Genomic DNA, 24,488 nt, shown 5'->3' on the forward strand with positions numbered 1-24,488 from the left:
GGGGCTCGTTTTATAAGATTTAGAGGAAAGAGAAAATGGCAAAAACAAAAGTCAAAGTACACAGATCCGCCATGGCAAAAAGAGAAGAACGCTGGGCATGGCTGTTCATCGCACCTCCCTTTATCGGTTTCATGCTCTTTATGGCGTACCCGATCGTATTCGCCCTGATCGCCAGTACCAGTAAATGGACAGGAATGAATTCTCTCTGGGGAAATATAGTTGGCCTTGGCAACTACATTAAGATCTTCGGCGATTACAAATTCTGGAGATCCATGGGAACAACCATAATCTACATGATAGGTATTCCCATCGGAATGATCCTGGGAATCCTCATCGCCATGGGCCTTAACAGAAAGATTCCGGGCAAAAGAGTTCTTACCACCATGTACTATGTTCCCGTGGTATCTTCACTGGTTGCTGTTTCTATTCTGTGGGCATGGGTATTTAACTACGACTACGGTCTTTTGAATGGTATCTACAAAGCTCTCACCGGAATGCACGGTCCCAACTGGCTTGGCGATGAGCACATGGTAAAGATATCCCTCATCATCTTCATGGTATGGAAGGGACTTGGCGGAACGGTAATCCTATATCTTGCAGGACTTCAGAATATTCCCAGAGACTACTATGAAGCAGCCATGATCGACGGAGCAAACAGCTGGAAGAAATTCACCAATATCACTCTCCCGCTGCTCTCACCGGTAACCTTCTACGTACTTATAACTTCCCTCATCGGAGGCTTCCAGGTATTCGTAGAAGTTCAGGTCATGACACCAAACGGCGGACCAAACTACAGCTCAGCAACTGTTGTATTCTATCTCTATGAGAAAGCCTTTACCAACGGCCAGCTCGGCTACGGTAGTGCAGTTGCGGTAATTCTTGCGACCATCATATTCATTATCACGGCCATCAACTTCTGGGGCCAGGATAAATGGGTTAAGACTATAGATTAAGGAGGTGTGACAGATGGCTACAGCAATTTTATCAAAACCAAAAAGCAGCCAGAAAGACTATATGAATGATCGCGTCACATCCCCCAAGGAAAAGACGTTCAACATCATTATCTTTGTCCTGCTGTTCTTATTTGCAATAACAATGGTGTTCCCCCTCATCTACATGGTGGCAACATCCTTTATGACCAAGAACCAGATCCTCTCAGGAACCCTGACGATCATTCCTGACCCGATCCTTATCGGTAAATACAGCGAGGTTATGAAAAAGGGACAGTTCATAAGCGGTATCATCAACACCATCAAAGTTGAGATCCCCGTGCTCATTATCGGAGGCTTTACTTCATCCCTTGCAGCCTTTGCCTTTGCCAAGATGGAATTCAGAGGTAAAAACGCACTGTTTTTGGCACTTCTTGCAACCATCATGATTCCCTTTGCGGTTGTAATGATTCCTCAGTACGTACTCTTTACCAAGCTCCACTGGACCAATTCCTTGGCACCTCTTATCATTCCCGGATGCTTTGGAAACGTCAGCATGATCTTCTTCCTTCGTCAGAATCTTTACAGCATCCCTTCAGACCTTATGGATGCAGCCAAGATTGACGGATGCAACTACTTCGGAATCTACTGGAAGATCTTCCTTCCACTTATGAAGGGTGCCCTTGGTACACAGCTCATGCTCTGGTTCATGGGAATATGGAATGACTACCTTGCTCCAACGATCTTCCTTAGAAGTGAAAAGACCTGGACCCTGCAGGTAGTAATCAGATCCTTTAACCACTACTACGCGATCCAAAGTGATTACGCTCTGATCATGGCAGCCTCGGTAATAGCAATGCTACCCACACTGATACTGTTCTTCCTGTTCCAGAGAGTCATCATTGAGTCCATCGCAATCAGCGGAATCAAGTAAAAGACATAATAAAAGAGGTTAGCGTTTAAGCTAACCTCTTATTTTTTGACTTTATTATGGCAACTCTATAGGGCTGTATGCCATCTTTATGTTTATATCCTGGTTGTAGTTACCAAAGCCTCTTCCGAAGATTGTAAGACCACCTACATGCTCTGCGTTCTCGGGAACTTCGAGCTTAAACTTAAGGGGGCTCTTACTTGAGAGCTTGAACTGATCAATGGTTACATCAGAGATCTGAAGGCCATCTATAAATGTTCCCTTGTGGTTAATAACCAGCATCTTGAGAAGTCCGTACTGATTCCAGTTAGGGAACCACCAGTCGGGTGTAAAGATTCCCTTTACGTCTCCGAAGTCTCCGGGGCTCGTCCAGGTGCCAAGAAGAGTTCCGTTTAAGTAAAAATAGATATCCGAAGGCCATACATTATTAACTCCGGGAGCTTCTGAACTCAGCTCCATGGAAATGCAGATCTCGTCAATCCTCTGATTGGCCGGAACAAAGTTAGGGATGGCATATTCAACATATCCCTTGGTGAACCAGAGAATATCAGCTTCATATCTGTCGGGATGAGCAAAGTATCTGGTGTCGTCCACTTCTCCGATGAGCCTGTTACTGGTTGCAAGACCACAGGTTGGATAAACGTTGTAGTCTGAAAAAAGACCAACCTTGATATCCGTAGTGTAGATGTTCTCGCTCTCAGGCTTATCCTGAAGTTCTATAAGGATCTTGTCCAGATGTACTGAGCATACCTTCTGATTTCCATGGCCCGATGCCTCGGAGGAAACGGTAACAACTCCGCATTCTTCCAGCTTCTTGATATGGCTTGTAAGTGCACCGTTGGTAATATTAAGACGGCTTGCAAGCTCGTTCATGTTCATGGCATTTTCATTCAGAAGTATCTTGATTATCTCAACTCGAATATCAGAACCCAGAGCTTTAAAGAGCTCGAGCCCCTCATCAAGCGACTTGATATGTAACATAATACGTACCCACCCTTTTCATATTAGATTAAAATATTATACCTTTATTTTAGTCTAATCTCAACTACACTTGCTGCAGGTATGTTAAGCTTAAGTCCGCCTTCTGTCTTGTAATCCTCAAAGTTCTTCTCAACAACTTTCTCAGGATCTTCAAAGGTGTTGTAATCGTGCGCATCTGCGCCGCCTACATACTTTGCTTCAACAACTTCAAAGCTCTTCTTCTCAGCAAATACAACATCAAGCTCTTTTGCCTCAGAAGGAGACTGATTGCTGACTGTGATCGTGATGATTCCGTCCTTTTCAGATACAGACTCTGTGAGGTCAGGTACCTTAAAGCCATCCTCAACACCGATCTCTGTAGCTCCTGTGATGCTGCTGCCAAGAAGCTCAGCGCCCTGGTGATGACGATACATGTGGAATACATGATAAGTAGGAGTCTTGATCATCTTCTCGCCGTCTGTAAGGATAACGGACTGAAGAACGTTAACCATCTGAGCGATGCATGCCATCTTAACTCTGTCACAGTGCTTGTTGAAGATGTTGAGAGTAATGCCTGCTACAAGGGCATCTCTTACTGTGTTCTGCTGGTAGAGGAATCCGGGATTTGTTCCGGGCTCAACCTCAAACCATGTTCCCCACTCATCTACAGCAAGTCCGATATGCTTATCGGGATCGTACTGGTCAAGAACGTTGCAATGTCTTGATACAAGCTCATCCATGAGGTATGCCTTGCTAAGAGTTCTGTAGTAGCACTCATCATCAAACTCTGTTGCACTTACCTTAGGATCCCAGCCGTAAGGCATGTCATAGTAGTGAAGAGAGATCAGGTCCATAAAGCCGTGCTCATGTGCAGGTGAATGATCAAAGCAGGTCTTTAAAACCTCCTCTGTCCAGTGATAGTCATCATTGTTTGCACCACAGGCAATCTTCTTGAACTTCTTGTCAGGATTGTACTGACGAAGGTAAGTCTGATATCTGCGATAGAGATCTCCGTAGTACTGCGGTCTCATGTTTCCGCCGCAGCCCCAGTTCTCGTTTCCTACTGCAAAGTAGTCAAGCTTATAAGGCTCGGGATGTCCGTTCTCCTTACGAAGGTCAGCCATGGGAGATACTCCGTCCAGGGTCATATACTCAACCCACTGGCTCATCTCCTGAACTGTTCCGCTTCCGAGGTTTCCGTTTACATAGGTCTTGCAGCCAAGCTGTCTGCAGAGCTCCATAAACTCATCTGTTCCGAAGCTGTTGTCCTCCATAACTCCGCCCCAGTGAGTGTTGATCATTTTCTTTCTCTTTGACTTATCTCCGATACCGTCCATCCAGTGGTATTCATCGGCAAAGCATCCGCCGGGCCAGCGAAGCACAGGAACCTTCATCTCCTTCAGCGCTTCAACCACGTCTGTTCTCATACCGTTAACATTGGGAATATCTGAATTCTCACCTACATAGAGGCCTTCATAGATACATCTTCCCAGATGCTCGGAGAAATGTCCGTATACTTCGGGCGCTATCTCTCCCATTTTCTTTGTTTCATTGATCACTAGTTTTGCCATATCTTACTCCCCATATTGAATGATTATTGTCACCTGCTGCGCTTATGCAGAAGGTGTTGTTTCCTGCTTCATCTGTCATTTCCACCATAACTCCTTTATAGGTTACATCCCCGGATTTTATGGTGATAAAGTTAGTACCCTCTTTTACCTCATAGGTTCCTGTTATTCCGCCCGTGATATTTCCATCTGCAAAGTTGCACTCTACAGGCTCATTTACCAGGTTGTTCACTTCAAGGCCGTGGTCAACAACGTAGAAGGTACCCTGAATGTCTTTTGTCTTATAGCCCTCTTCCGAGAGGGATTCACCGTTTGTGGCAAACGGGAAAACACAGGGCCAGCCATCCTCATTCATGGCCATCTGATGGACTCTTACAGAATGGAACTCACCGTTGTTCTTAAATCTCTGATGATAGACGATGTATAATTTACCGTCTGCTCCCTCAAAGGTGGACTGTCCACCAGGCGCCATATATGTGACGTTAAGGCTTGGAAGTGTGTAGTTGCCCATGAGCTTAACGCCGTAATCAGCGTAGGAATCAAGATTTCCCTTGATACCAAGGCTGTTTCCCGTAGCATCCACATAAGGTCCGTCAGGGTTCTCCGACCTCAGGACTCTTATCTGATATCCGCCGTCTGTCTGGAGGTTACCATAAGACAGGAACAGGTAGTAGTAGCCTGTTGCCTTGTCGTAATGAATATACGGGCCTTCTATTGAGTGATGGAATCCGCCGATAAGTCTTTTACCAAAGTATGCATCTACTTCATTCTCGTCGTCTGTGACGGGATGAATCGGCTCGCCGGTTTCCTGATCGAGCTCCAATATAAAGATTCCGCCTGACCAGGATCCATATACCATCCAGAGCCTGTCATCTGCGTCATAAAACATGGCTGGATCGATGGCGTTTGGCCAGAGCTGATTGTTATAAGCACCGCCCGATACGTAGCGGTTTCTTGTGGCTACATCCTCTCCCATTATCTCACAAAAGTTAGTCAGATTCAGGTCAGATTTTGCGAATCCTGAGTAAATTATTGTCTTTTCGTAGTGGTAAGGACCTCCGATATTATCAGAAGTTGCCAATACGATATTTGACTTGATATAAGAAGATGTGGTGCAGAAGTACATCCAGTATTTGCCGGTCTTCTTGTTGTAGATAACGCTCGGAGCCCAGACTGAGTAGCCGTTCTGCTCGTTCTTACCAACAAAAGAAAAAGCATCAAAAGGCTCAGTCAGCAAATTGTCATAGATCTTGTTGCTGCCGTTCACCCCATCTGCCCAGGTATCCCACTTTATCAGATCCGAAGAAGTAGCTGCCGTCATGTGGGTTCCGTAGCAGTAATAGGTGCCGTCTTCTGCCACAATGACCTGAGGATCGTGGAGAGACGCCCCCGAATTAACGGATCCCTTTGCTATTTCCTCCATACTCGCCTCCTGAGGAAGAACTGAGCTCTTTGCCCCCGAAGGTGCCGAGCATCCACTTCCCAAAGCAGCAAGGACGAAGCTCATCCCTGCTGCGATAAATTTCATATATTTGTTTCGCATCATTTATCTCCCCGGTTAAAAGAGAAAACCGGCCTTCCCTCTTCGTCCCAGACAACCGGCATAAGTCTTGCGTGCCTGTTGGGATTATAGAGCGGATCTCCTGTTATGGTCTCTTCATTTCTTGCATGGTAAACACAGATGTCCTGCCCGTTCTCGTCCACTGTAAAGCTGTTGTGCCCCGGTCCGTAGATGCCAAGCTTCTCATCAGACTCAAGAACCGGATGTCTCTCCTTGGTCCAGCTCTTAGGATCGAGAAGGTCGCTGTCCTCATCAGCAGTCAGCATTCCCATACAGTAGGGCTTGCCCGTCTCACTTGCAGAGTAGGTTAAAAAGATCTTTCCGCCGTGCTTAATGACTGAAGGGCCTTCGTTTACCCAATAGCCCACTCTCTCCCAGTCATAATCAGGGGTGGTCAGCATCACCTGAACAGTTGCGAGCTTCCATGGTGTCTCCATTCTGGCAATATAGAGGTTACTTATCTGTCTTCCGACTCCTACCTTCTCAGCCCAGACGTAGTATCTTTCACCCTTGTTCTCGAATACCGTACCGTCAAGAGAGAAGGCTTTAAAAGAGAACTCGTCTGCGTCAGCTCTCCGGATCTTGCCAAGCTCTGTCCAGGTTCCGGTGATCGGATCTGCATCCTTACACTGAAGAACATAGGGCCTGATCTCCCAGATGTTGTCCTTATCTCCGCCTGCGTAGTAGATGTACCATGCGCCATCAAGATAGTGCAGCTCAGGAGCCCAGATGTGTACACTCATGGGACCTGACTCATGCTTGTGCCAGATTTCTGTCTCTTCTGCCTCTGCGAGGCCTGCAAGAGTATCGGATTTCCTTAGGACAATCCTGTCATATTCCGGAACGGAGGCTGTGAAGTAATAAGTCCCATCCGTGTGTCTGTAAACATAGGGGTCAGCCCTCTGAAGTATCCATGGTTCGTTATATTTTAGCTGTTTTTCCGCTGTCATTTATCCAATTTCTCCTAATACACCTTGTTATTATCAATTCTAAAATGTGAGAAATATGAAGTCAACGATTATTTTAGATATAAATGAATTATTTTAGATATTCTAAGGATTTTCACAAAAAAACTCCTGCTTTTTGTGCATATTTGCTCAAACAAGCAGGAGTTTTAGTTTTACCTAAAGATATTTAATTTGTTTCGCATCAGAGTTTACTGATAAATCTCTCCAGTCTCTCCATAGCAGCCTTGAGATTTTCAAGTGAGTATGCGTAGGAAACTCTTATGTAACCCTCTCCGCAGTCACCAAAGGCTGTACCGGGAACAACAGCGAGCTTCTCTTCCTTAAGAAGCCTTGTACAGAACTCATCACTGGTCATTCCGAACTTCTTGATGCAAGGGAACACATAAAATGCTCCGTAGGGCTCAAAGCAGGGAAGTCCGATCCTCTCAAACTCACTGAGAAGGAATCTCCTCCTATGGTTGTACTGCTCCTTCATCATAAGGACGTCGTCATCGCCGTTCCTTAAAGCCTCAACAGCAGCATACTGGCTGGTTGTAGGCGCGCACATGATGGCGAACTGATGGATCTTGACCATCTGCTCCATAATAGCCTGTGGTCCGCAGGCATATCCAAGTCTCCAGCCTGTCATGGCATAGGCCTTGGAGAATCCGTTAATAAGGATGGTCCTCTCCTTCATTCCCGGGAGAGATACGATGGATACGTGCTTGCCACTGTAGGTGAGCTCTCCGTAGATCTCATCGGATATGACATAGAGGTCTTTTTCTATAACAACCTTGGCAATAGCCTCAAGGTCTTCCTTCTCCATAATAGCTCCGGTTGGATTGTTGGGGAACGGAAGAACCAGGATCTTGGTCTTGTCCGTAACCTTATCAAGCACTTCCTGAGCTGTTAATCTGAACTGATTCTCTTCCTTGAGCTCGATGATGACAGGAACAGCATCTGCCAAAATTGCGCAGGGCTCGTAGGATACATAGCTGGGCTGTGGGATCAGAACCTCATCTCCCTCATCAACCATTGCGCGAAGAGCAAGGTCGATGGCCTCTGAGCCTCCTACCGTAACGAATATTTCTTTTATCGGGTCGTAGCTCACGCCCTGAGTCCTCTGAATGTAATTGGAGATCTCAGTTCTAAGCTCTTTAAGTCCTGAATTGGATGTATAGAAGGTACGTCCCTTCTCCAGGGAGTAGATACCCTCATCTCTTATATGCCAGGGAGTATCAAAGTCCGGCTCACCAACACCCAGAGAAATAGCGCCTTCAGTCTCAAGGACAATATCAAAGAACTTTCTGATACCCGATGGCTTTATATCTACTACTTTCTTTCCGATTGGGTTTCTCATGGCGATACTATCTCCCTTGTGTCTTCATATTTCTTTGCAAGGATTGTTCCATGGTCCTTGTATTTCTTTAAAATAAAGTGAGTTGCTGTGCTAAGAACGGTATCAAGCGTAGAGAGCTTGTTGCTTACAAAGCTTGCTACCTCCTGAAGGGTCTTGCCCTCAAGGATTACCATGAGGTCAAAGCCTCCGCTCATAAGGTATACGCTGGTAACCTCCGGGTACTTGTAGATTCTCTCGGCGATGCTGTCAAAGCCAAGGCCCCTCTGAGGTGTAACCTTAACCTCGATAAGCGCGTTAACCTTCTCAATATCGGTCTTGGACCAGTCTATCATTGTGTGATATCCGCAGATGATACCCTCATCCTCAAGGTTCTTAAGTTCATTTGCCACTAAAAGCTCGTCCGCTCCCAAAAGAACGCTGAGTTCATGCACATCTATACGGCTGTTTTTCTCAATAATACCTAGAATTTCTTCTCTTGTACTCATCTTTATCATTCTCCCCTTCTGATTTATTTACTATAATACCACTAATTCCGTCATAAGACCTTATGTATCTCATCTGCCTGAGGAGATTCGAGAAATCTCTTTTCATCTCCGTTTACTATTATCTTATCGTTCCCTTCCTTCAGAGCTCCTATCACCGCTGCAGGAATTCCTTCCTCCTCCAGCTTTTTTACAAGGCCTTTTCCATCGCCTGTTGCTATTAAAAGAGCTCCACCCGACATGAGCTGATACGGGTTTAATTCAAAGAACTCGCAGATCTCGATAGTTTCCTGTCTTACGGGAATCTTCCTGAGGTCTACCTCCAGTCCGCAGCCTGCCTTTTCAGACATCTCCCAAAGAGAAGCATAAATTCCTCCCGATGAAACATCATGTATGGCTCTGACTCCGGACTTCACGGCGACTGCAGCCTCCGCTCGAATATCTAAAAGAGCTCTGAAACGCTCCGCTTCTTCTATAAAAGGCACCGGGTATCTGGATGAAAGCTCATCCTTTTTATCTAAGGCCAGCATTGATGTGCCTTCAAGGGCAATCCATTTAGTGACTACAAGGTCATCTCCCGACGAAGGCTTTGCTCCAATGAGCGGACTATCTGACCTTCCTGCCACAGCAACTGCAGTTACAAGCGCCTTGTTTACTGCCTTTGTCACTTCAGTATGTCCACCGGTATAGGGAACATCGAACATCTTAGCAGCAGCTATCGCGCCCTTCACAATGTCTTTTACCATCTGCTCCTCTGCATCTGCGGGAAGCATTATGGATACCGACACATGGTCAGGAGTTATGCCCTGAGAGAAAAGACCTATAAGCGCCTTGGCAGCTGCGTAAAATCCGGGATCTCTTGTTTCTGCCGTAACGCTTGCCACTGTGCTGAAGGCCTCTTTATTTGCAGAAAAAGCGCAGTCTGACCCTACAGCTGCGCTTTTAACATCTTTATATTCTGTTCTAAGTAACTTTAAAACCGAGCGCTTTAAAGCGTTCTCAGTTATCTTACCAATTCTCATACACTCTCCGGCGCCGGTTAGTTTGTCTGGATGGACTCAGCATCGCCCTCGGGCTGCTGTGCAGCTTCTGCCTGGGCTCTGAGCTGCTCGTTGGCTGCGTTTACGGCATCGGCTGCTGCCTGGTTAGCTGCCTCTGCTCCCTCTGTTCCTGCTGCATTTCTCGCTGCTGCAAGAGCACCGGCAACTGCCTTGACTGTGCCAACATCCCTTGTTGCTATTGCAGTCTGAAGCTGTGACATAGCCGCCTCATCCGCTCCGGCTGTTCCCACGGTGACGATCTTGGGAACCATCTTGTAATTGCTGGAATTAACAACTTCCTTGGTGGTCTCGCCGTTCTCTGTAACAACCTTCCAGAGCTGAGCCTTGTAGCCAAGGTGAGCTGACTGTGTGCCGACATATCCGACACCCTGGGAAGGATCGGTTACGAACTCATCCGCAGAAGCAGGAGTTGTCTCAAGAACCTCACTCTCATAGGAAACCTTTCTTCCTGAAGGTCTTGTCTCAACGCCGTATATGGTAAATGTAATGTGCTTGTCTGATGTAGTGTATCCTTCTATATAGATAGGATGGTCTGTGCTGTTAACGAACTTGAAGTTCTTGCCTCCGGACTCAGCAATGGCTGCGTCTGCAGAAGGCGAAACATAAGTTACGATCATGGAGTGGTTGTGTCTCTCTGTAACTTCCAGCTCCGAAAGAAGAACTGCGTTGTAAAGAGTTGTTGAAACCTGGCAGATACCACCTCCGATACTCTCAACAACAAGGCCGTTTAAATATGAACCTGCCGGGAAGTATCCGTTTGCCTCTGTGAAAGGAGTTATGGTATCAAGAACAGAGAACTCCTCTCCTGGATAGATGGTTGAGCCGTTTATCAGTCTGCATCCGTTGGCAACGTTGGCACTTCTTGATGCACCTGATGTCTTGTAGCTGGTAGTGAAGGTTCCCAGAACATCTTTTACCAAAGAGAGCTCTTCTTCGCTGCCCTGAGGCTCATCAGCCTTAACAGAGAGCTGGATGACATTATTGTCGCTACCGAGCTTGTTCTGAATAAAGTCTTCTATAATAGATACTGACTCAGGGCGATCCACAAGATATCCTGTCTGTCCGTCGGATACCTGGAATCCGTTTTCTGTCTTGGTCAGTGTGTAATTGATCTTTTCCTGGTCAAAGGCATCTCCGCATTCATTAACAATGCCTTCTATAATGTCTTTCTCATAGCCGTATTCAATATCAAAGATCTTGTTCTGGTGCTGAAGATCCTTAAGCGCTTTGTATCTCTGGATGATATTGCCCTGATGTCCCAGTGAATATGCATCCTCAACAACTGAAGTGTTGCTCCAGTATAGGCCGATATCCTGGCCGGTGAGCTGTCTCTCTTTTCCCTCACCGACATGGAGGGTCAAAGTCTGCCCCGATACCTGATCAACATATGCTGTTACTGCACTTTCTGCCTCGTTTACGCTCATTCCGGACACGTCAACAGGTCCGATGAACACGCCCTTTGCGATTTGTCTGCCGTCAGAAGCATAGGCAACTGTCTGAGGCATCAAGACCATCAGTAGAACCGCAATTCCAATGGCCCCAAAAAATTTTTTCATAATACTTCCTCTGTGATATTATGTAAATATATTCACCACGTTTTTACTGAAAGGATATTATAGATGAAATTCCCCTTTTTAGCAAGCTTCATACTCCTGTGTATCGTCATGAATCTCCTCATGCGCAGAACCTCAAGAAAGACGGAAGAGCAGGAGGCAAGCTTCTGGGAAAAAGAGCTGCAGTCCAATAATGTAAGAAAAAAAAGTCTAGAGAATCTGGAATACATCCACATTCCCTTCGACCTTCTTCCCTTCGGCACTGCCGGCGATGACAAAACTCTTCAGGATGCGGAAAATGAGCTTACCGCCCTCAAGGATGAAAAGATTGTCAATCTCACCGGAATCAGCAACACCGATCTTAAACTCGAATATGGCACAGCCAACATAACTCCCCTAACTCAGTACGACCAGAACTACACAGCCCTGGTCTGCTCACTGCAGAAGTGGGGTCAGGCTCTTTATGACCTCGGCAGATTTGAAGATGCTGCAAAGGTCCTTGAATTTGCTGTAAAAACCCGCTCGGATATCACAGCGACCTACAGGCTTCTCATAGATCTCTACAAGACCAAACTCGGTCTCAACGAAGAAGAGATTGCAAGGAAGCTCGATGGTCTTGTTCCGATCGCCAAGAATCTCAACTCTCTAAGCCGTCAGACAATCCTTAAACTCCTTCAGCCGGCAGAGAGCGAATAAATCTGTTAAAGGCTTCCTGACCTTCAGGAGTGCGCTTATATACGCCGGCGTCCTCCAGAACATGCATGAAGACCTCTCCGATCTCGTTCTGAATTATCTCATCTATATTGGATTCATCAATCTTCTCGTACTTTGTCTTAAAAGCATCCACCCAGTCAGCATGCTTTTCAAGGACTTCGTTTGCACGAAGGTCTGCCCCGGAGAGCATAGCCTCTTTAAGCTCTGCCATCTCGCCTTTAAGTCTTGCAGGAAGAACAGCAAGTCCCATAACCTCGATAAGTCCGATGTTCTCCTTCTTGATGTGATGGAGCTCAGCGTGTGGATGATATACGCCAAGAGGATGCTCCTCTGTTGTTATATTGTTCCTGAGCACCAGGTCAAGCTCGAAGTTATCTCCGCGCTTTCTGGCGATAGGAGTGATGGTATTGTGAGGAGTTCCGTCAGTCTCGGCAAATACAAATGCCGCTTCATCAGTGTATCCTCTCCACTTTTCAAGGATCACATCCGCAAGAGCAATTATCCTCTCATAGTCGGGAGAAGAGAGCCTTATTACCGACATAGGCCACTTAACCACTCCGCTCTGTACATCCTCAAATCCTTTTACGGTAAAAGACCTTTCCACAGGAGCCTTAGCCATCGCAAAAGTGTAGTGTCCGCCCTGGAAATGGTCGTGACTTAAGATAGAACCTCCAACTATCGGAAGATCTGCGTTTGATCCAACAAAGTAATGAGGGAACTGCTTAACAAAATCAAAGAGCTTGCAGAAGGTACCGTGCTCAATCTTCATAGGAATATGCTTTGAATTAAACACGATGCAGTGCTCATTGTAATAAACATAAGGTGAATACTGGAATCCCCACTTGGAATCCTGTATGGTTACAGGGATTATCCTGTGGTTCTCTCTTGCAGGGTGATCTACCCTTCCTGAGTATCCCTCATTCTCCCAGCACAGCTGACACTTGGGATATCCGCTCTGCTTGGCATTTCTTGCAGCAGCAATGGCCTTTGGATCCTTCTCCGGCTTGGAGAGGTTGATGGTTATATCAAGATCACCGTACTCAGTGGGAGCAATCCACTTCATATCCTTGGCAATCCTGTAGCGTCTTATATAATCGGTATTCTTGGAGAAGTTGTAGTAGTAGTTTGTTGCTTCTTCAGGACTCTTTTCATAAAGGCTGTTAAACTTAGCAATAACAGCGCTTGGTCTCTCTGTTAAAAGACCCATAAGCTTTGTGTCAAACAGATCTCTAAAGACAACACTGTCATTTTCTATAAGGCCTTTTTCTGCAGCGAAGTCATCAAGCTCCTTTAAAGTAGCCTCAAGGTAAGCTGCAAGGTCTTTTTCCTCAAGAGAGATCTCCCTTGAAAGGGCCTCGATATCAGAAGCCTCATATTCAGCAGCATCTAGTCCTAGCGCTATAAGCAGGGAATTAACCGAATAGATGATATCTTCTTTTTCTATGAGTTTAGTTGCAAGTGCATACGCAACAAGTTTATTAACTGCTTCCATTTCCAATCCTCTCCTTAGATAACCTGAGGGCCTCCGCCGATCTCTACTGTATAGAAGGTCGCATCATAACCGATTTTCTTCTTGTAGTTCTCGCCAACGGTCTTCTTAAAGTTCTCGATAGCCTCGTCCTTGACGATAGAAACTGTGCATCCACCAAAGCCGCCACCTGTCATACGTGAACCGATAACCCCCGGAATCTTCCATGCTTCCTCGGCGAGTGTATCAAGCTCAATTCCTGTAACATCATAGTCGTCTCTGAGGGACTCGTGTGACTGTCTCATAAGTTCTCCGAAGTGGTTTATATCGCCTGCCTTAAGAGCCTTAACAGCCTCGATTGTGCGCTGGTTCTCGTATACAGCGTGCCTTGCCTTCTTCTGCATGTCAGGATCTGTAAGAAGGTGCTTGTTAGCCTCAAACTCCTCGATGGAGAGATCGCCAAGAGTCTTGATATCAAGGCTCTTCTGAAGAATTGCAAGAGCTGCCTCGCAGGTGCTTCTTCTTGCGTTGTACTGAGAATCTGTGAGTTTGTGCTTCTTGTTGGTGTTGGCGATTATGATCTTGGCACCCTCAAGAGCAATCGGTGCATATTCAAAAGACAGATCGGCAGTATCAAGGAAGATGGCGTTATTCTCTTTTCCCATAGCTGCTGCAAACTGATCCATGATTCCGCAGTTACAGCCGTTGAAGTTGTTCTCTGAGTACTGTCCGATAAGTGCAATATCCTGATTTGAAACATCAAAGCCGTAGAGATCTCTTAAGATAAATCCTGTGAGAACCTCTAGAGAAGCCGATGATGAAAGACCTGAACCGTTGGGGATATTTCCGTAGATGACCATGTCGAAGCCGGTTTCAAGGTTCATTCCTCTCTTGGCAAAAGCCCATACAACTCCCTTGGGATAATTGGTCCATCCTGCCTCATCAGAAGGCTTAAGATCGTCAAGGCTTGTCTCTACAACGCCGCGCTTATCCTGGTTTACGGAATAGAATCTGATCTTGTTGTCATCTCTCTTTACAGCTGCGCCATAGGTACCGATGGTGAGTGCGCAGGGGAAAACATGTCCTCCGTTGTAATCTGTGTGCTCGCCGATAAGATTGACTCTGCCCGGGGCAAAATAAGCCTTTACCTTGTCATTCTTACCGAAAACCTTCTCAAAGTTTTCAAGGACTGCTTTCTTCATCTCCTGATCGATCATAGTAACCTCCTGTTTATAATTAACTAAATAGCGTTTTCTTGTGAGTTAATAATACCCTTTAGCGCTCTCTTTTTCCATACCACATTGTTTGCACAACCTGTCAAAATGTTAAAAAAAGCCCCGCGACCAAAAAGTCGCAGGGCTCTTGTCTATAATTCGTATTAGTTCTTGGCTGCTTCGATAAGCTTGTCCTTGAGCTGATTCTCGATCTGAGCAAGCTCAGCCTCAGCTTCACGACGCTTAGCCTTACCTTCGGTCTGGATCTTAAGAACCTCATCAAGTGTTGAGATAAGGGACTCATTGGTGTGCTTAAGAGTCTCGATATCAACAATTCCTCTCTCAGCCTCTTTAGCGCTCTCAATGGTAGCAACCTTAAGAGCATCGGCATTCTTTCTAAGAAGGTTGTTGGTCATATCGTTAACTTCTCTCTCTGCCCTTGCTGCCTGAGTAGCGTGCTCGATACCCATAGCGATAACCATCTGGTTCTTCCACAGAGGAATGGTATTTACGATTGTTGACTGGATCTTCTCAGCCATCATGGTGTCTGAAGACTGTACCATACGGATCTGAGGACCTGTCTGCATTGCGATTGTTCTTGTAAGCTCAAGGTCATAGAGCTTCTTCTCGAATCTGTCGCACTTATTTGCGAAGTCCTTAGCAGCCTCTGCATCCTCAGGAAGTCCTGACTGCTCAGCCTTTTTCTGGAGTTCTACAAGAGTTGTGTTTCTCTCTTCCTCAAGTCTCTTCTTACCTGCAAGGATGTACATTGTAAGCTCCTTGTAGTAGTTGAGGTTGAGGTCATACATCTTATCAAGAACATCTACGTCCTTAAGAAGTGTAACCTGGTGCTTCTCAAGCTCATTAGCTATTGTCTGAACGTTAACTTCAGCCTTGGCATATTTAGCCTTCATGCCTTCAAACTTGTTTGCACTCTTCTTGAAAAGAGCTCTTAGCCCCTTCTCATCTTCTTCAATTTCAAAGCCCTTGAGCTCTGTAACAAGATCTGTGATCATGTTACCAACTTCGCCCATGTCCTTGGTTCTTACATTCTCAATTGCCTTCTCGGAGAAGTCTGCAAGCTTCTTCTGAGTTCCTACACCGTAGTTCATAACGCCTGTGGTGTTGGAAATATCAATCTGCTTACTGAATTCATCAACCTGCTTGAGCTCTTCAGCTGTGAGCTGTGCCTCAAGTGCGATGTTTCCGTTTGTCTTCTCTGCCTCAGGTGCTGCCTGTGCTGCTGCAGCTGCAGGTGCTTCTGCTGCCTGAGCCTCTGCTCCGAAACTAAGTGATGGTGCAGCAGGTGCTGCTCCGAATTCTAACTCTGCTCCCATATCGTCCTCCTAAAAACTATATTCGTTATATATTAGTTACTGTTTATTCCGGTCTTGTCTGCGCCTGTGCGCCGCCCTGGGCCTGAACCTGCGCCTGTGCCTGTGATGCTCCGGCGCTCATTCCCATAACCTGTGCTCCGATTCCCTGGCTCTCATTTGTAAGTCCGTCCTGAGCCATCATGGTCTTCATTACTGAAATGTCAGATGAAATATCCCATGCCATATCCTGGAAAAGGCTATCCAGCAGGTTTTCAAAGGCCATGTTGATGGTATCGATCGCTGCATCGATCTCAAGCTTGGTCTGAGTAATGTTGTTTCCAACTTCAGGCTCTTTATCCAGCTCCACGTAAGCGTTGAGGAGTTTCTTGGTGGTGGGCAGGTAGTAGCTCATAAGCTTATGAAGCTCATCTGCGCTGGATGGATCTTTTTTAACCTGAGCAAAGATCCTGTTCATTATCTCTTCAAGCCTGTAAAGCTTGGTTGAAAGCTCTTCTGTATCCGGGATCTTGTCGTTTATGCTTCTGACGAAAGTAATGTATTCCTTACCTTCCTCAAGGATTGCGATTGCCTCCTCAGGGAGCTTCGCATATTCGGCGTTCCTCTGCTTGAGCTGTTCCATCTCAGCCTTCTTCTGCTCAGCTGTTCTCTGCTCTCTTGCAATTCTGTCCTGCTCTGCTCCAAGGTACTGCTCGTAAGCTCTGTCGGTTACCATGCAGACCTTCTCAGTGGAATCAAGCCTTGCTCTTGGAAGAAATCCCAGCTTGATCATACCCTTGATATCCTTGAGCACTTCCTTGTCGCCCTTGAGTGCCACCTTGGCAAGATCAGATATGTTAAAGTACTCAGCCTCACCAAGAATGTTTCCGTACTGATAATACTTCTTGGCCAGGTCATACTTCTTCATTCCTCTGAAGAACCCGAATGCACAACCTGCAGTAATAATGCCTGTTGCAATTGATCCCCCTATGGATCCTGTGATCAGCGCTCCCAGAAAACTCATGAAGATGAAGGATCCGATGGCTCCTGTGAAGGCCATCTGCGGAACTCCCAGGTATCTGCTGATATGCTTCTGGAAGAACGGAATGATCCTGGGCTTAGCCTTAGCTGCTCTCTGAGCAGTGGAGCCCATCTGACTTGCGTAGTTTACTCGTCTCTCGATGTTGACGGACTTGATAGCCCTTGCCACATCAGCATGGAGCGTACTGTAATCATTTCTGTCAATGGCGCTGGAAACACTGTCCAATATTTGATTTCCTGCTTGTAAAAATTCCTGTATATCTTTACCCAAAACAAAATTCCTTTCACATTTTGATGGATAATACCAAAATGCACCTTTCATTGTACAGTAAAACTGCGGAAAACACAATTGCCCCCACTTGAAAAGCTCACAATTTGCATATTACAATTAAGCTATGGAAAAAGCATATAAACTACTATTTAACACAGAAGAATCAGATGACCTTTACGTATATTGCTGCGGACTCTCAAAGACTCTGCCCGGACACAGCTTCGGCCCTGCTCTTAAGCCGCATTTCATGATCCACTACTGCTTAAGCGGAAAGGGCAAGTTCCAGATTGGCGGAAAGACCTATCCCCTTAAGGAAGGATACGGCTTTTTGATCGTTCCGGACGAGCTCGCGTATTACGTCTCAGATGAAAAAGACCCATGGACCTATGCCTGGGTTGGTTTTGGCGGAAAAAGAGCAGAAGCGATCGTCTCCCAGCTGGGTCTTTCGGTCAACCAGCCGGTCTTTAAGAGCACAGCCTCCAAGGATATCTATGACCTGGTAAAAGACATGATGGACCACAACACCTTCAGTGTAGAGGATGTTCTTCGAAGAAACGGCCTTCTCTCCATGTTCCTCTCCGTCATAGCCTCCGGCATCAGTGTTACTGCAAAAAGTGACTCCGGAAGTGCCAACGACTATGTGACCAAGGCACAGGCTTACATTCGCAGCAACTACTGCAACCCCATCAAGGTCTCGGATATAGCTAATTATGTCTGCATCAACAGGAGCTATCTGTACACTCTTTTTGAAAAGAGCCTTGGGATATCCCCTCAGCAGTACCTGACCAGCTACCGAATAGCCAAGGCAGTGGAACTGCTGCAGCTTACAAAGCTCCCCATAGAGTCCATCGCCATCTCCTGCGGATATTCCGATCCACTGGTATTTTCCAAGGCCTTCCGCCAGGAAAAGAAACTATCGCCCTCCCAGTACAGGAAATCCCTGCCAAAGAGCGATACTCAGGCAGCTAACAAGGAGCACCTGTTGCAGGTAGAAAAACTCATTGAGGAAAGGCACCTTGAATCCAACGATCCAAATTGATCAAAAAAGCCCTCCACTTCTATAGTGGAGGGCCTTCTTATTTCTGATGATCTTATTTAACTTCAATCTGAAGCTTGTCCAGATGCCAAACTTCGTCAACGTATTCCTGGATGGTTCTGTCTGATGAGAACTTACCGCAGCAAGCTGTGTTCATCAGTGCCATCTTAGCCCAGCGCTTCTTGTCTGCATAGGCGTCAGTTATCTTTCTCTGAGCCTCGAGGTATGCCTCGAAGTCCTTAAGAATGAAGTACTGGTCTGCCTTGTTGGAGTTGATGGTGTTGAGCAGGCAGTTATAGAGCGGTCTGAAGAGCTCTCTGTCCTCTGAGAATGTACCGTCAACAAGCTTGTCCAGAACAGATTTAACGTTAGGATTGCTGTTGTAGATATCCATCGGATTGTATCCGCCGTTTCTCTCATAGTCCATAACTTCCTGAGAAGTAAGACCGAAGATAACTGCGTTCTCTTCGCCGACCTCGTTAACGATCTCGACATTGGCTCCGTCCATGGTTCCAAGTGTTACTGCTCCGTTGAGCATCATCTTCATGTTACCGGTTCCGGAAGCCTCTTTACTTGCTGTAGAGATCTGCTCTGAAACGTCAGCTGCAGCAAAGATAAGCTCTGCGTTTGATACCTTGTAGTCCTCAATAAATACGACCTTGAGTCTGCCCTTGATATCAGGATCATTGTTTACAACATCAGCTACTGAGTTGATAAGCTTGATCGTAAGCTTGGCTGTAAGATATCCGGCTGCTGCCTTTGCTCCGAAGATATAGGTCTTAGGATAGAAATCCTTGCCCGGATGAGCCTTGATATCATTATATTTGTGGATAACCTGAAGTATATTAAGGAGCTGTCTCTTGTACTCGTGAAGTCTCTTTACCTGTACATCAAAGATAGACTTGGGATCAACCTCAACGCCGTTGTGCTCCTTGATATAGGCTGCAAGGCGCTTCTTGTTCTGATACTTGATATCCATGAACTCCTCAAGAGCCTTCTTGTCATTAACAAAGGCTTTGAGCTTGTCCATCTCGGACAGATCTGTGATCCAGCCATCGCCGATCTTCTCTGTAACCCAGTCAGCCAGAAGAGGATTAGCATGTAAGAGGAATCTTCTCTGAGTGATACCGTTGGTCTTGTTGTTGAACTTCTCGGGCATCATCTCGTAGAAGTCCTTGAGCTCTCTCTTTTCAAGGATCTCTGTGTGGAGCTTGGCAACGCCGTTTACTGAATGACCTCCGACAATGGCAAGGTGAGCCATCTTAACTTGGTTGTCATAGAGGATTGCCATGCTTCTGATCTTGGCCTGAACATCTATTCCGGCATGATTTGTGTATTTACGCATGATCTGATCAACAAATCTTCTGTTGATCTCATCTACTATCTGATAGATTCTTGGAAGAAGTCTCTGGAAAAGATCTACCGGCCACTTCTCAAGAGCTTCTGCCATGATGGTGTGGTTGGTGTAGCAGCAGGTCTTTAAGGTTACTTCCCAAGCCTCATCCCATGAGAGGTAATACTCATCCATGAGAAGTCTCATAAGCTCTGCGACAGCCACTGTCGGGTGTGTATCGTTGAGCTGGAATACCGCCTTCTCGTAGAACTTTCTGATGTCATCATGAGACTTTAAATATCTCTTGATTGCGGTCTGAACAGACGCAGAGATAAAGAAATACTGCTGCTTAAGTCTTAGCTCTTTTCCTGCAATATGATTATCGTTGGGGTAGAGGACTTCGCAGAGCTGACTTGCAAGGTTTTCCTGCTCTACAGCCTTCTGATAATCTCCCTTGTCGAAGGAATCCAGCTGGAAGCACTGAACAGGCTCCGCATCCCAGATCCTTAAGGTGTTAACAACACCGTTTCCGTATCCAACAATAGGCAGATCGTAAGGAATCGCCTTAACAACCTGATATCCTTCCTGAACAAACACGGTTCTTCCGCGGTCGTCAGTCTTCATGTTTACATAGCCGCCAAACTTAACTTCCTTGGCATATTCATTTCTTCTAAGCTCAAAGGGATTGCCGTTCTCAAGCCAGTTATCGGGAGCCTCAACCTGATATCCGTCCCTGATCTTCTGGCGGAACATGCCGTATTTATAGCGGATTCCACAGCCGTAAGCCATGTATCCCAAGGTGGAGAGGGAATCCAAAAAGCACGCTGCAAGTCTTCCAAGGCCTCCGTTTCCAAGGGCCGGATCGGGCTCCTGGTCCTCCACAAGGTTTACGTCTATTCCAAGTTCATCAAGGGCTTCCTTGACAGGCTTGTATGCCTGGAGATTTATAAGATTGTTACCAAATGCCCTTCCCATCAAAAACTCCATGGACATATAATATACAATCTTCGGATCCTGCTCGGCTGCTGCCTTCTGAGTAGTCATCCAGTGGTCTACTATGGCATCCTTGATGGCATACGCGGAAGCCTGATAGAGCTCCTGAGGTGTAGCCTCATCCATAGTCTTTCTGTAAAGGGTCTTTACGTTGTATTGGACACTTCTCTTGAAAAGATCCTTGTCAAAAGAAAGCTTTTTCTTCTTCATGTTACCTCCTAAAAGAACAGTTACTTATTTCACACTTCTCTATTTTACCGCAAATAAATGTTCATTTCTATAAACATTCGGTAAATTAGCGCAAAATAAGGGCTGTCCACATTGCGGACAGCCCCCATTGGCTTTTTTATATCAGACTTTCTCTACGCCGATTGTAACTTTTTCGCCGTTGATATCCCACTCTTTTGCATTTGCAACATCAGAGCCGTATACAACTTCGTTTGCAAGAACCTTGGTTGAGATGCTGCTCTCATTGGCCTTGACGATCTCAGCAAGCTTGTCATTGCCATTAAGAGAAACCTTGATGTGATCCATAACCTCAAATCCTGAGTCCTTACGCATGGTCTGAACCTTACTGATAACCTCGAGAACGAATCCTTCGTTGATAAGCTCCTCAGAGAGGTTTGTATCAAGGACAACAGTGATTCCCCAGTTCTCCTGAGAAATGAAGCCCTCTTTCTGAGCCATCTCGATAAGAAGGTCGTCCTTAACAAGCTCAACATCTACATCATTAACAGTGAACTTGATGTTACCGTTAGTATTAAGCTCGTCCATTGTGGCATTTCCATCAAGTCCCTCAAGGTATGCCTTGATAGCACCGATGTTCTTGCCGTACTTAGGTCCAAGTGTCTTAAGCTGTGGCTTGAAGCTGTAGCTTGTAAAGTCTCTTACGTCATCTGTGAAGGCTACATTCTTTACATTGAGCTCTTCTCTGATGATATCTGTGTAGAACTCACCTACAGTCTGCTCAGCCTTTACGTACATCTGGCCGATAGGCTGACGGTTCTTGATGTTTGCTGCGTTTCTTGCTGCTCTTCCAAGAACTACGATATCAAGGACTTCTTCCATGTCCTTCTCAAGCTTGGTGTCGATAAGGCTCTCATCAACAGCAGGGAAGTCGCAGAGATGGATACTCTCAGGCGCATCCTTAAAGCTGTTTCTTACAAGGTTCTGATAGATCTCCTCTGTCATGAAAGGAACCATAGGAGCTGCTGCCTTGGCAACGGTTACGAGAGCTGTGTAAAGAGTCATGTAAGCAGAGATCTTATCCTGCTCCATTCCCTTAGCCCAGAATCTCTCACGGCTGCGGCGAACATACCAGTTGCTCATCTCGTCAACGAAGTTATCAAGTGCCTTGCCTGCCTCAGGGATCCTGTAATTAGCAAGGTTCTCGTCAACAGCCTTTACACAGCTGTTAAGCTTGGAAAGAAGCCACTTGTCCATAACTGTGAGCTTATCCAGCTCAAGCTTATAATCAGCAGCATCGAAACCATCGATGTTTGCATAAAGTACAAAGAATGCGTAGGTGTTCCAAAGAGTTCCAAGGAACTTACGTTGTCCCTCCATAACCGCATCGCCGGAGAAACGTGAAGGAAGCCATGGAGCTGAGTTTGTATAGAAGTACCATCTGATCGCATCTGCACCGTACTTCTCAAGAGCCTCGAAAGGATCTACCGCATTACCCTTACTCTTACTCATCTTCTGTCCGTTCTCGTCCTGAACAAGACCAAGAACGATAACGTTCTTAAATGCAGGCTTGTTGAAGAGCAGTGTAGCCTCTGCATGCAGTGAGTAGAACCATCCTCTTGTCTGGTCTACAGCCTCTGAGATGAACTCAGCAGGGAACTGCTTCTCAAAGAGCTCTTTATTCTCAAATGGATAGTGGAGCTGTGCAAATGGCATTGCTCCTGAATCGAACCAGCAGTCGATAACCTCTTTTACCCTGTGCATCTTCTTGCCGCACTTAGGACATGTGATCTCGAACTGATCGATGTATGGTCTGTGAAGCTCTGTTGTCTCAGCAGCAGGATCTCCGGAAAGCTCAGCAAGCTCTTTCCTTGAACCTACTGAAAGCTGATGGCCGCAGTCATCGCACTCCCAGATATTAAGAGGTGTTCCCCAGTATCTGTCACGGGAGATACCCCAGTCCTGAATGTTCTCAAGCCAGTCGCCGAATCTTCCCTTACCGATTGATTCAGGAACCCAGTTGATCTCTTTATTGTTGCGGATAAGGTCATCCTTAACCTCTGTAACCTTGATGAACCATGATGAACGAGCGTAGTACAGGAGCGGAGTTGAGCATCTCCAGCAGTGAGGATAATCGTGCTCCATCTTAGGTGCTGCAAAGAGAAGGCTTCTGCTATCGAGGTCTTTAAGTACCTCAGGATCTGCGCTGATCGCACCCTCATCCATCTCCTTCTGAGTGGGCTTACATCTGTATCCGGCAAAAGGTGTCTCTTCTTTAAGTCTACCCTCTGAATCAACCATCTGTACAAGCGGAGCGTCATACTTACGTCCAACTCTTGCGTCGTCTTCACCGAATGCAGGAGCGATATGTACGATACCTGTACCATCTGACATAGTTACGTAGTTGTCGCAGTAGATGAAGAATGCCTTCTTGTGCTGCTTGTCAGCCTCATCCTTAGCACACTGGTAAAGAGGCTCATACTCTTTATACTCAAGATCTGTACCTACATATGTCTCAAGTACTTCATAGGCCTTCTGTCCCTCTTCCTTGGCAAGTGAGCCAAGAACAGTATCAGCAAGGGCCTCAGCCAGATAATATGTATAGCCGTCTGCTGCCTTAACCTTGACGTACTTCTCATCAGGGTTTACGCAAAGACCGATGTTTGAAGGAAGTGTCCAGGGTGTTGTTGTCCATGCAAGGAAGTATGCATCCTCGCCTGCAACCTTGAAACGAACAACCGCTGTGCGCTCTTTTAATGTCTTATAGCCCTGTGCAACCTCGTGAGATGAAAGAGGTGTTCCACAGCGAGGGCAGTAAGGAACTACCTTAAATCCCTTGTAAAGAAGGCCCTTCTTCCAGATCTCGTTAAGAGCCCACCACTCAGACTCGATAAAGTTGTCATCATATGTGATATATGGGTGCTCCATGTCAGCCCAGAATCCAACTGTGCCGGAGAAATCCTCCCACATTCCCTTATATTTCCATACGGATTCCTTGCACTTCTTGATGAAGGGCTCCATTCCGTACTCTTCGATCTGCTCTTTGCCGTCAAGGCCAAGCATCTTCTCAACCTCAAGCTCAACAGGAAGACCGTGTGTGTCCCATCCAGCCTTACGGGGAACAGTATATCCCTTCATGGTTCTGTAACGAGGGATCATATCCTTGATGGCACGTGTTAAAACGTGTCCGATATGTGGCTTACCGTTAGCTGTAGGCGGTCCGTCATAGAACATATACATCTCGCCCTGACTGCGGGTATCAACGCTCTTCTGGAATATGTCTTCTTTTTTCCAGAACTCCTCAACTTTTTTCTCTCTTCCGACAAAGTTCATATCGGTTTCGACTTTGTTATACATCTTGAGCTCCTTTCAATAATGAAAAAGCCCCGTCCTTTGTAAAAAGGACGAGGCCAATAATGTACTCTCGTTATACCACCTGTTTACACATACGCGCCGGAAATCCGGTTGAATACGCTTCTCTCTAACGTGGAGATTCACGTCAGGCTCTACTTACTTATGCTTTCAATCCTGAAGCTCGGAAGTGATCTTCGGTCATCTCTTACTCGC

At 46.1% G+C, this 24,488-nt stretch carries 18 protein-coding genes and 1 other annotated feature (1 of these 19 cut by a window edge); of the genes, 4 read left to right on the plus strand and 14 right to left on the minus strand.

Features of this window, described 5'->3' with window-relative positions:
- Window positions 1-35: 35 nt before the first annotated feature.
- Together G589_RS0105250 and G589_RS0105255 are read left to right on the plus strand one after the other, a co-directional pair.
- Window positions 36-953 carry a carbohydrate ABC transporter permease gene (locus G589_RS0105250; RefSeq protein ID WP_022767858.1) on the plus strand — a complete coding sequence of 306 codons (918 nt, stop codon included), beginning with the start codon at window positions 36-38 and terminating at the stop codon, window positions 951-953.
- Between the two features lie 13 nt (window positions 954-966).
- The gene (locus G589_RS0105255; RefSeq protein ID WP_022767859.1) at window positions 967-1,863 is read left to right on the plus strand and encodes a carbohydrate ABC transporter permease; all 897 of its coding nucleotides are present in this window, start codon (window positions 967-969) and stop codon (window positions 1,861-1,863) included.
- Window positions 1,864-1,917: 54 nt separating this feature from the next.
- Here G589_RS0105255 and G589_RS0105260 read toward each other — a convergent pair whose 3' ends face one another.
- From G589_RS0105260 to G589_RS0105295, 8 genes are all read right to left on the minus strand, one after another.
- Window positions 1,918-2,841 carry an ArsR/SmtB family transcription factor gene (locus G589_RS0105260; protein ID WP_026521346.1) on the minus strand — a complete coding sequence of 308 codons (924 nt, stop codon included), beginning with the start codon at window positions 2,839-2,841 and terminating at the stop codon, window positions 1,918-1,920.
- 44 nt (window positions 2,842-2,885) lie between these two features.
- A complete protein-coding gene (locus G589_RS0105265; protein WP_026521347.1) occupies window positions 2,886-4,391 on the minus strand; it encodes an alpha-N-arabinofuranosidase in 1,506 nt (501 codons plus the stop codon).
- Window positions 4,369-5,931 carry a glycoside hydrolase family 43 protein gene (locus G589_RS0105270; RefSeq protein WP_026521348.1) on the minus strand — a complete coding sequence of 521 codons (1,563 nt, stop codon included), beginning with the start codon at window positions 5,929-5,931 and terminating at the stop codon, window positions 4,369-4,371. Before G589_RS0105270 ends, G589_RS0105265 begins: the two co-directional genes overlap by 23 nt.
- The gene (locus G589_RS0105275; protein WP_026521349.1) at window positions 5,931-6,899 is read right to left on the minus strand and encodes a glycoside hydrolase family 43 protein; all 969 of its coding nucleotides are present in this window, start codon (window positions 6,897-6,899) and stop codon (window positions 5,931-5,933) included. The genes G589_RS0105270 and G589_RS0105275 overlap by 1 nt, the downstream gene beginning before the upstream one ends.
- 199 nt (window positions 6,900-7,098) lie before the next feature.
- Window positions 7,099-8,256 carry an aminotransferase class I/II-fold pyridoxal phosphate-dependent enzyme gene (locus G589_RS0105280; RefSeq protein ID WP_026519108.1) on the minus strand — a complete coding sequence of 386 codons (1,158 nt, stop codon included), beginning with the start codon at window positions 8,254-8,256 and terminating at the stop codon, window positions 7,099-7,101.
- Window positions 8,253-8,741 (minus strand): Lrp/AsnC family transcriptional regulator, encoded by a 489-nt coding sequence (locus G589_RS0105285; protein WP_026521350.1) that lies wholly within the window; start codon window positions 8,739-8,741, stop codon window positions 8,253-8,255. Before G589_RS0105285 ends, G589_RS0105280 begins: the two co-directional genes overlap by 4 nt.
- A gap of 50 nt (window positions 8,742-8,791) precedes the next feature.
- The gene (locus tag G589_RS0105290) at window positions 8,792-9,760 is read right to left on the minus strand and encodes an AIR synthase-related protein (protein ID WP_026521351.1); all 969 of its coding nucleotides are present in this window, start codon (window positions 9,758-9,760) and stop codon (window positions 8,792-8,794) included.
- A gap of 17 nt (window positions 9,761-9,777) precedes the next feature.
- Complete coding sequence (locus tag G589_RS0105295) at window positions 9,778-11,355, minus strand: VanW family protein (protein ID WP_026521352.1); 1,578 nt, start codon at window positions 11,353-11,355, stop codon at window positions 9,778-9,780.
- A gap of 63 nt (window positions 11,356-11,418) precedes the next feature.
- Here G589_RS0105295 and G589_RS0105300 point away from each other — a divergent pair, with 63 nt between their 5' ends.
- Window positions 11,419-12,048, plus strand: coding sequence for a hypothetical protein (locus G589_RS0105300; protein ID WP_026521353.1), 630 nt, complete (start codon window positions 11,419-11,421; stop codon window positions 12,046-12,048).
- Here G589_RS0105300 and galT read toward each other — a convergent pair.
- From galT to G589_RS20965, 4 genes are all read right to left on the minus strand, one after another.
- Window positions 12,017-13,558 (minus strand): UDP-glucose--hexose-1-phosphate uridylyltransferase, encoded by a 1,542-nt coding sequence (gene galT / locus G589_RS0105305; RefSeq protein WP_026521354.1) that lies wholly within the window; start codon window positions 13,556-13,558, stop codon window positions 12,017-12,019. The genes G589_RS0105300 and galT overlap by 32 nt on opposite strands.
- Before the next feature lie 14 nt (window positions 13,559-13,572).
- On the minus strand, window positions 13,573-14,751 hold the full coding sequence (locus tag G589_RS0105310; RefSeq protein ID WP_081668940.1) for a galactokinase: 1,179 nt from the start codon (window positions 14,749-14,751) through the stop codon (window positions 13,573-13,575).
- Window positions 14,752-14,912: 161 nt separating this feature from the next.
- Complete coding sequence (locus G589_RS0105315) at window positions 14,913-16,085, minus strand: toxic anion resistance protein (protein WP_022767871.1); 1,173 nt, start codon at window positions 16,083-16,085, stop codon at window positions 14,913-14,915.
- 43 nt (window positions 16,086-16,128) lie between these two features.
- Window positions 16,129-17,328, minus strand: coding sequence for a 5-bromo-4-chloroindolyl phosphate hydrolysis family protein (locus G589_RS20965; RefSeq protein ID WP_051192197.1), 1,200 nt, complete (start codon window positions 17,326-17,328; stop codon window positions 16,129-16,131).
- Window positions 17,329-17,497: 169 nt separating this feature from the next.
- On the opposite strand from G589_RS20965, the gene G589_RS0105325 reads away from it, so the two are divergent.
- A complete protein-coding gene (locus G589_RS0105325) occupies window positions 17,498-18,412 on the plus strand; it encodes an AraC family transcriptional regulator (RefSeq protein WP_026521356.1) in 915 nt (304 codons plus the stop codon).
- Window positions 18,413-18,464: 52 nt separating this feature from the next.
- On the opposite strand, the gene G589_RS0105330 is transcribed toward G589_RS0105325, so the two are convergent.
- Both G589_RS0105330 and ileS read right to left on the minus strand, forming a co-directional pair.
- The gene (locus G589_RS0105330) at window positions 18,465-20,945 is read right to left on the minus strand and encodes a glycogen/starch/alpha-glucan phosphorylase (protein WP_026521357.1); all 2,481 of its coding nucleotides are present in this window, start codon (window positions 20,943-20,945) and stop codon (window positions 18,465-18,467) included.
- A gap of 141 nt (window positions 20,946-21,086) precedes the next feature.
- The gene (gene ileS, locus G589_RS0105335) at window positions 21,087-24,278 is read right to left on the minus strand and encodes an isoleucine--tRNA ligase (RefSeq protein ID WP_026521358.1); all 3,192 of its coding nucleotides are present in this window, start codon (window positions 24,276-24,278) and stop codon (window positions 21,087-21,089) included.
- Between the two features lie 40 nt (window positions 24,279-24,318).
- Window positions 24,319-24,488 (minus strand) — a binding site (T-box leader); it runs 71 nt beyond the window's last position.

This window comes from Butyrivibrio sp. VCB2001, from assembly GCF_000423965.1.
Taxonomy (GTDB): domain Bacteria; phylum Bacillota; class Clostridia; order Lachnospirales; family Lachnospiraceae; genus Butyrivibrio.

What these genes read in the sequence shown, in the direction of transcription:
- G589_RS0105270 (WP_026521348.1), bottom strand. Translation starts at nt 5,931, where the DNA reads ATGCGAAACAAATATATGAAATTTATCGCAGCAGGGATGAGCTTCGTC.
- ileS (WP_026521358.1), bottom strand. Translation starts at nt 24,278, where the DNA reads ATGTATAACAAAGTCGAAACCGATATGAACTTTGTCGGAAGAGAGAAA.
- G589_RS0105275 (WP_026521349.1), bottom strand. Translation starts at nt 6,899, where the DNA reads ATGACAGCGGAAAAACAGCTAAAATATAACGAACCATGGATACTTCAG.
- G589_RS0105255 (WP_022767859.1), top strand. Translation starts at nt 967, where the DNA reads ATGGCTACAGCAATTTTATCAAAACCAAAAAGCAGCCAGAAAGACTAT.
- G589_RS0105280 (WP_026519108.1), bottom strand. Translation starts at nt 8,256, where the DNA reads ATGAGAAACCCAATCGGAAAGAAAGTAGTAGATATAAAGCCATCGGGT.
- G589_RS0105290 (WP_026521351.1), bottom strand. Translation starts at nt 9,760, where the DNA reads ATGAGAATTGGTAAGATAACTGAGAACGCTTTAAAGCGCTCGGTTTTA.
- galT (WP_026521354.1), bottom strand. Translation starts at nt 13,558, where the DNA reads ATGGAAGCAGTTAATAAACTTGTTGCGTATGCACTTGCAACTAAACTC.
- G589_RS0105300 (WP_026521353.1), top strand. Translation starts at nt 11,419, where the DNA reads ATGAAATTCCCCTTTTTAGCAAGCTTCATACTCCTGTGTATCGTCATG.
- G589_RS0105310 (WP_081668940.1), bottom strand. Translation starts at nt 14,751, where the DNA reads ATGATCGATCAGGAGATGAAGAAAGCAGTCCTTGAAAACTTTGAGAAG.
- G589_RS0105330 (WP_026521357.1), bottom strand. Translation starts at nt 20,945, where the DNA reads ATGAAGAAGAAAAAGCTTTCTTTTGACAAGGATCTTTTCAAGAGAAGT.
- G589_RS0105285 (WP_026521350.1), bottom strand. Translation starts at nt 8,741, where the DNA reads ATGAGTACAAGAGAAGAAATTCTAGGTATTATTGAGAAAAACAGCCGT.
- G589_RS0105250 (WP_022767858.1), top strand. Translation starts at nt 36, where the DNA reads ATGGCAAAAACAAAAGTCAAAGTACACAGATCCGCCATGGCAAAAAGA.
- G589_RS0105325 (WP_026521356.1), top strand. Translation starts at nt 17,498, where the DNA reads ATGGAAAAAGCATATAAACTACTATTTAACACAGAAGAATCAGATGAC.
- G589_RS0105315 (WP_022767871.1), bottom strand. Translation starts at nt 16,085, where the DNA reads ATGGGAGCAGAGTTAGAATTCGGAGCAGCACCTGCTGCACCATCACTT.
- G589_RS0105260 (WP_026521346.1), bottom strand. Translation starts at nt 2,841, where the DNA reads ATGTTACATATCAAGTCGCTTGATGAGGGGCTCGAGCTCTTTAAAGCT.
- G589_RS0105295 (WP_026521352.1), bottom strand. Translation starts at nt 11,355, where the DNA reads ATGAAAAAATTTTTTGGGGCCATTGGAATTGCGGTTCTACTGATGGTC.
- G589_RS0105265 (WP_026521347.1), bottom strand. Translation starts at nt 4,391, where the DNA reads ATGGCAAAACTAGTGATCAATGAAACAAAGAAAATGGGAGAGATAGCG.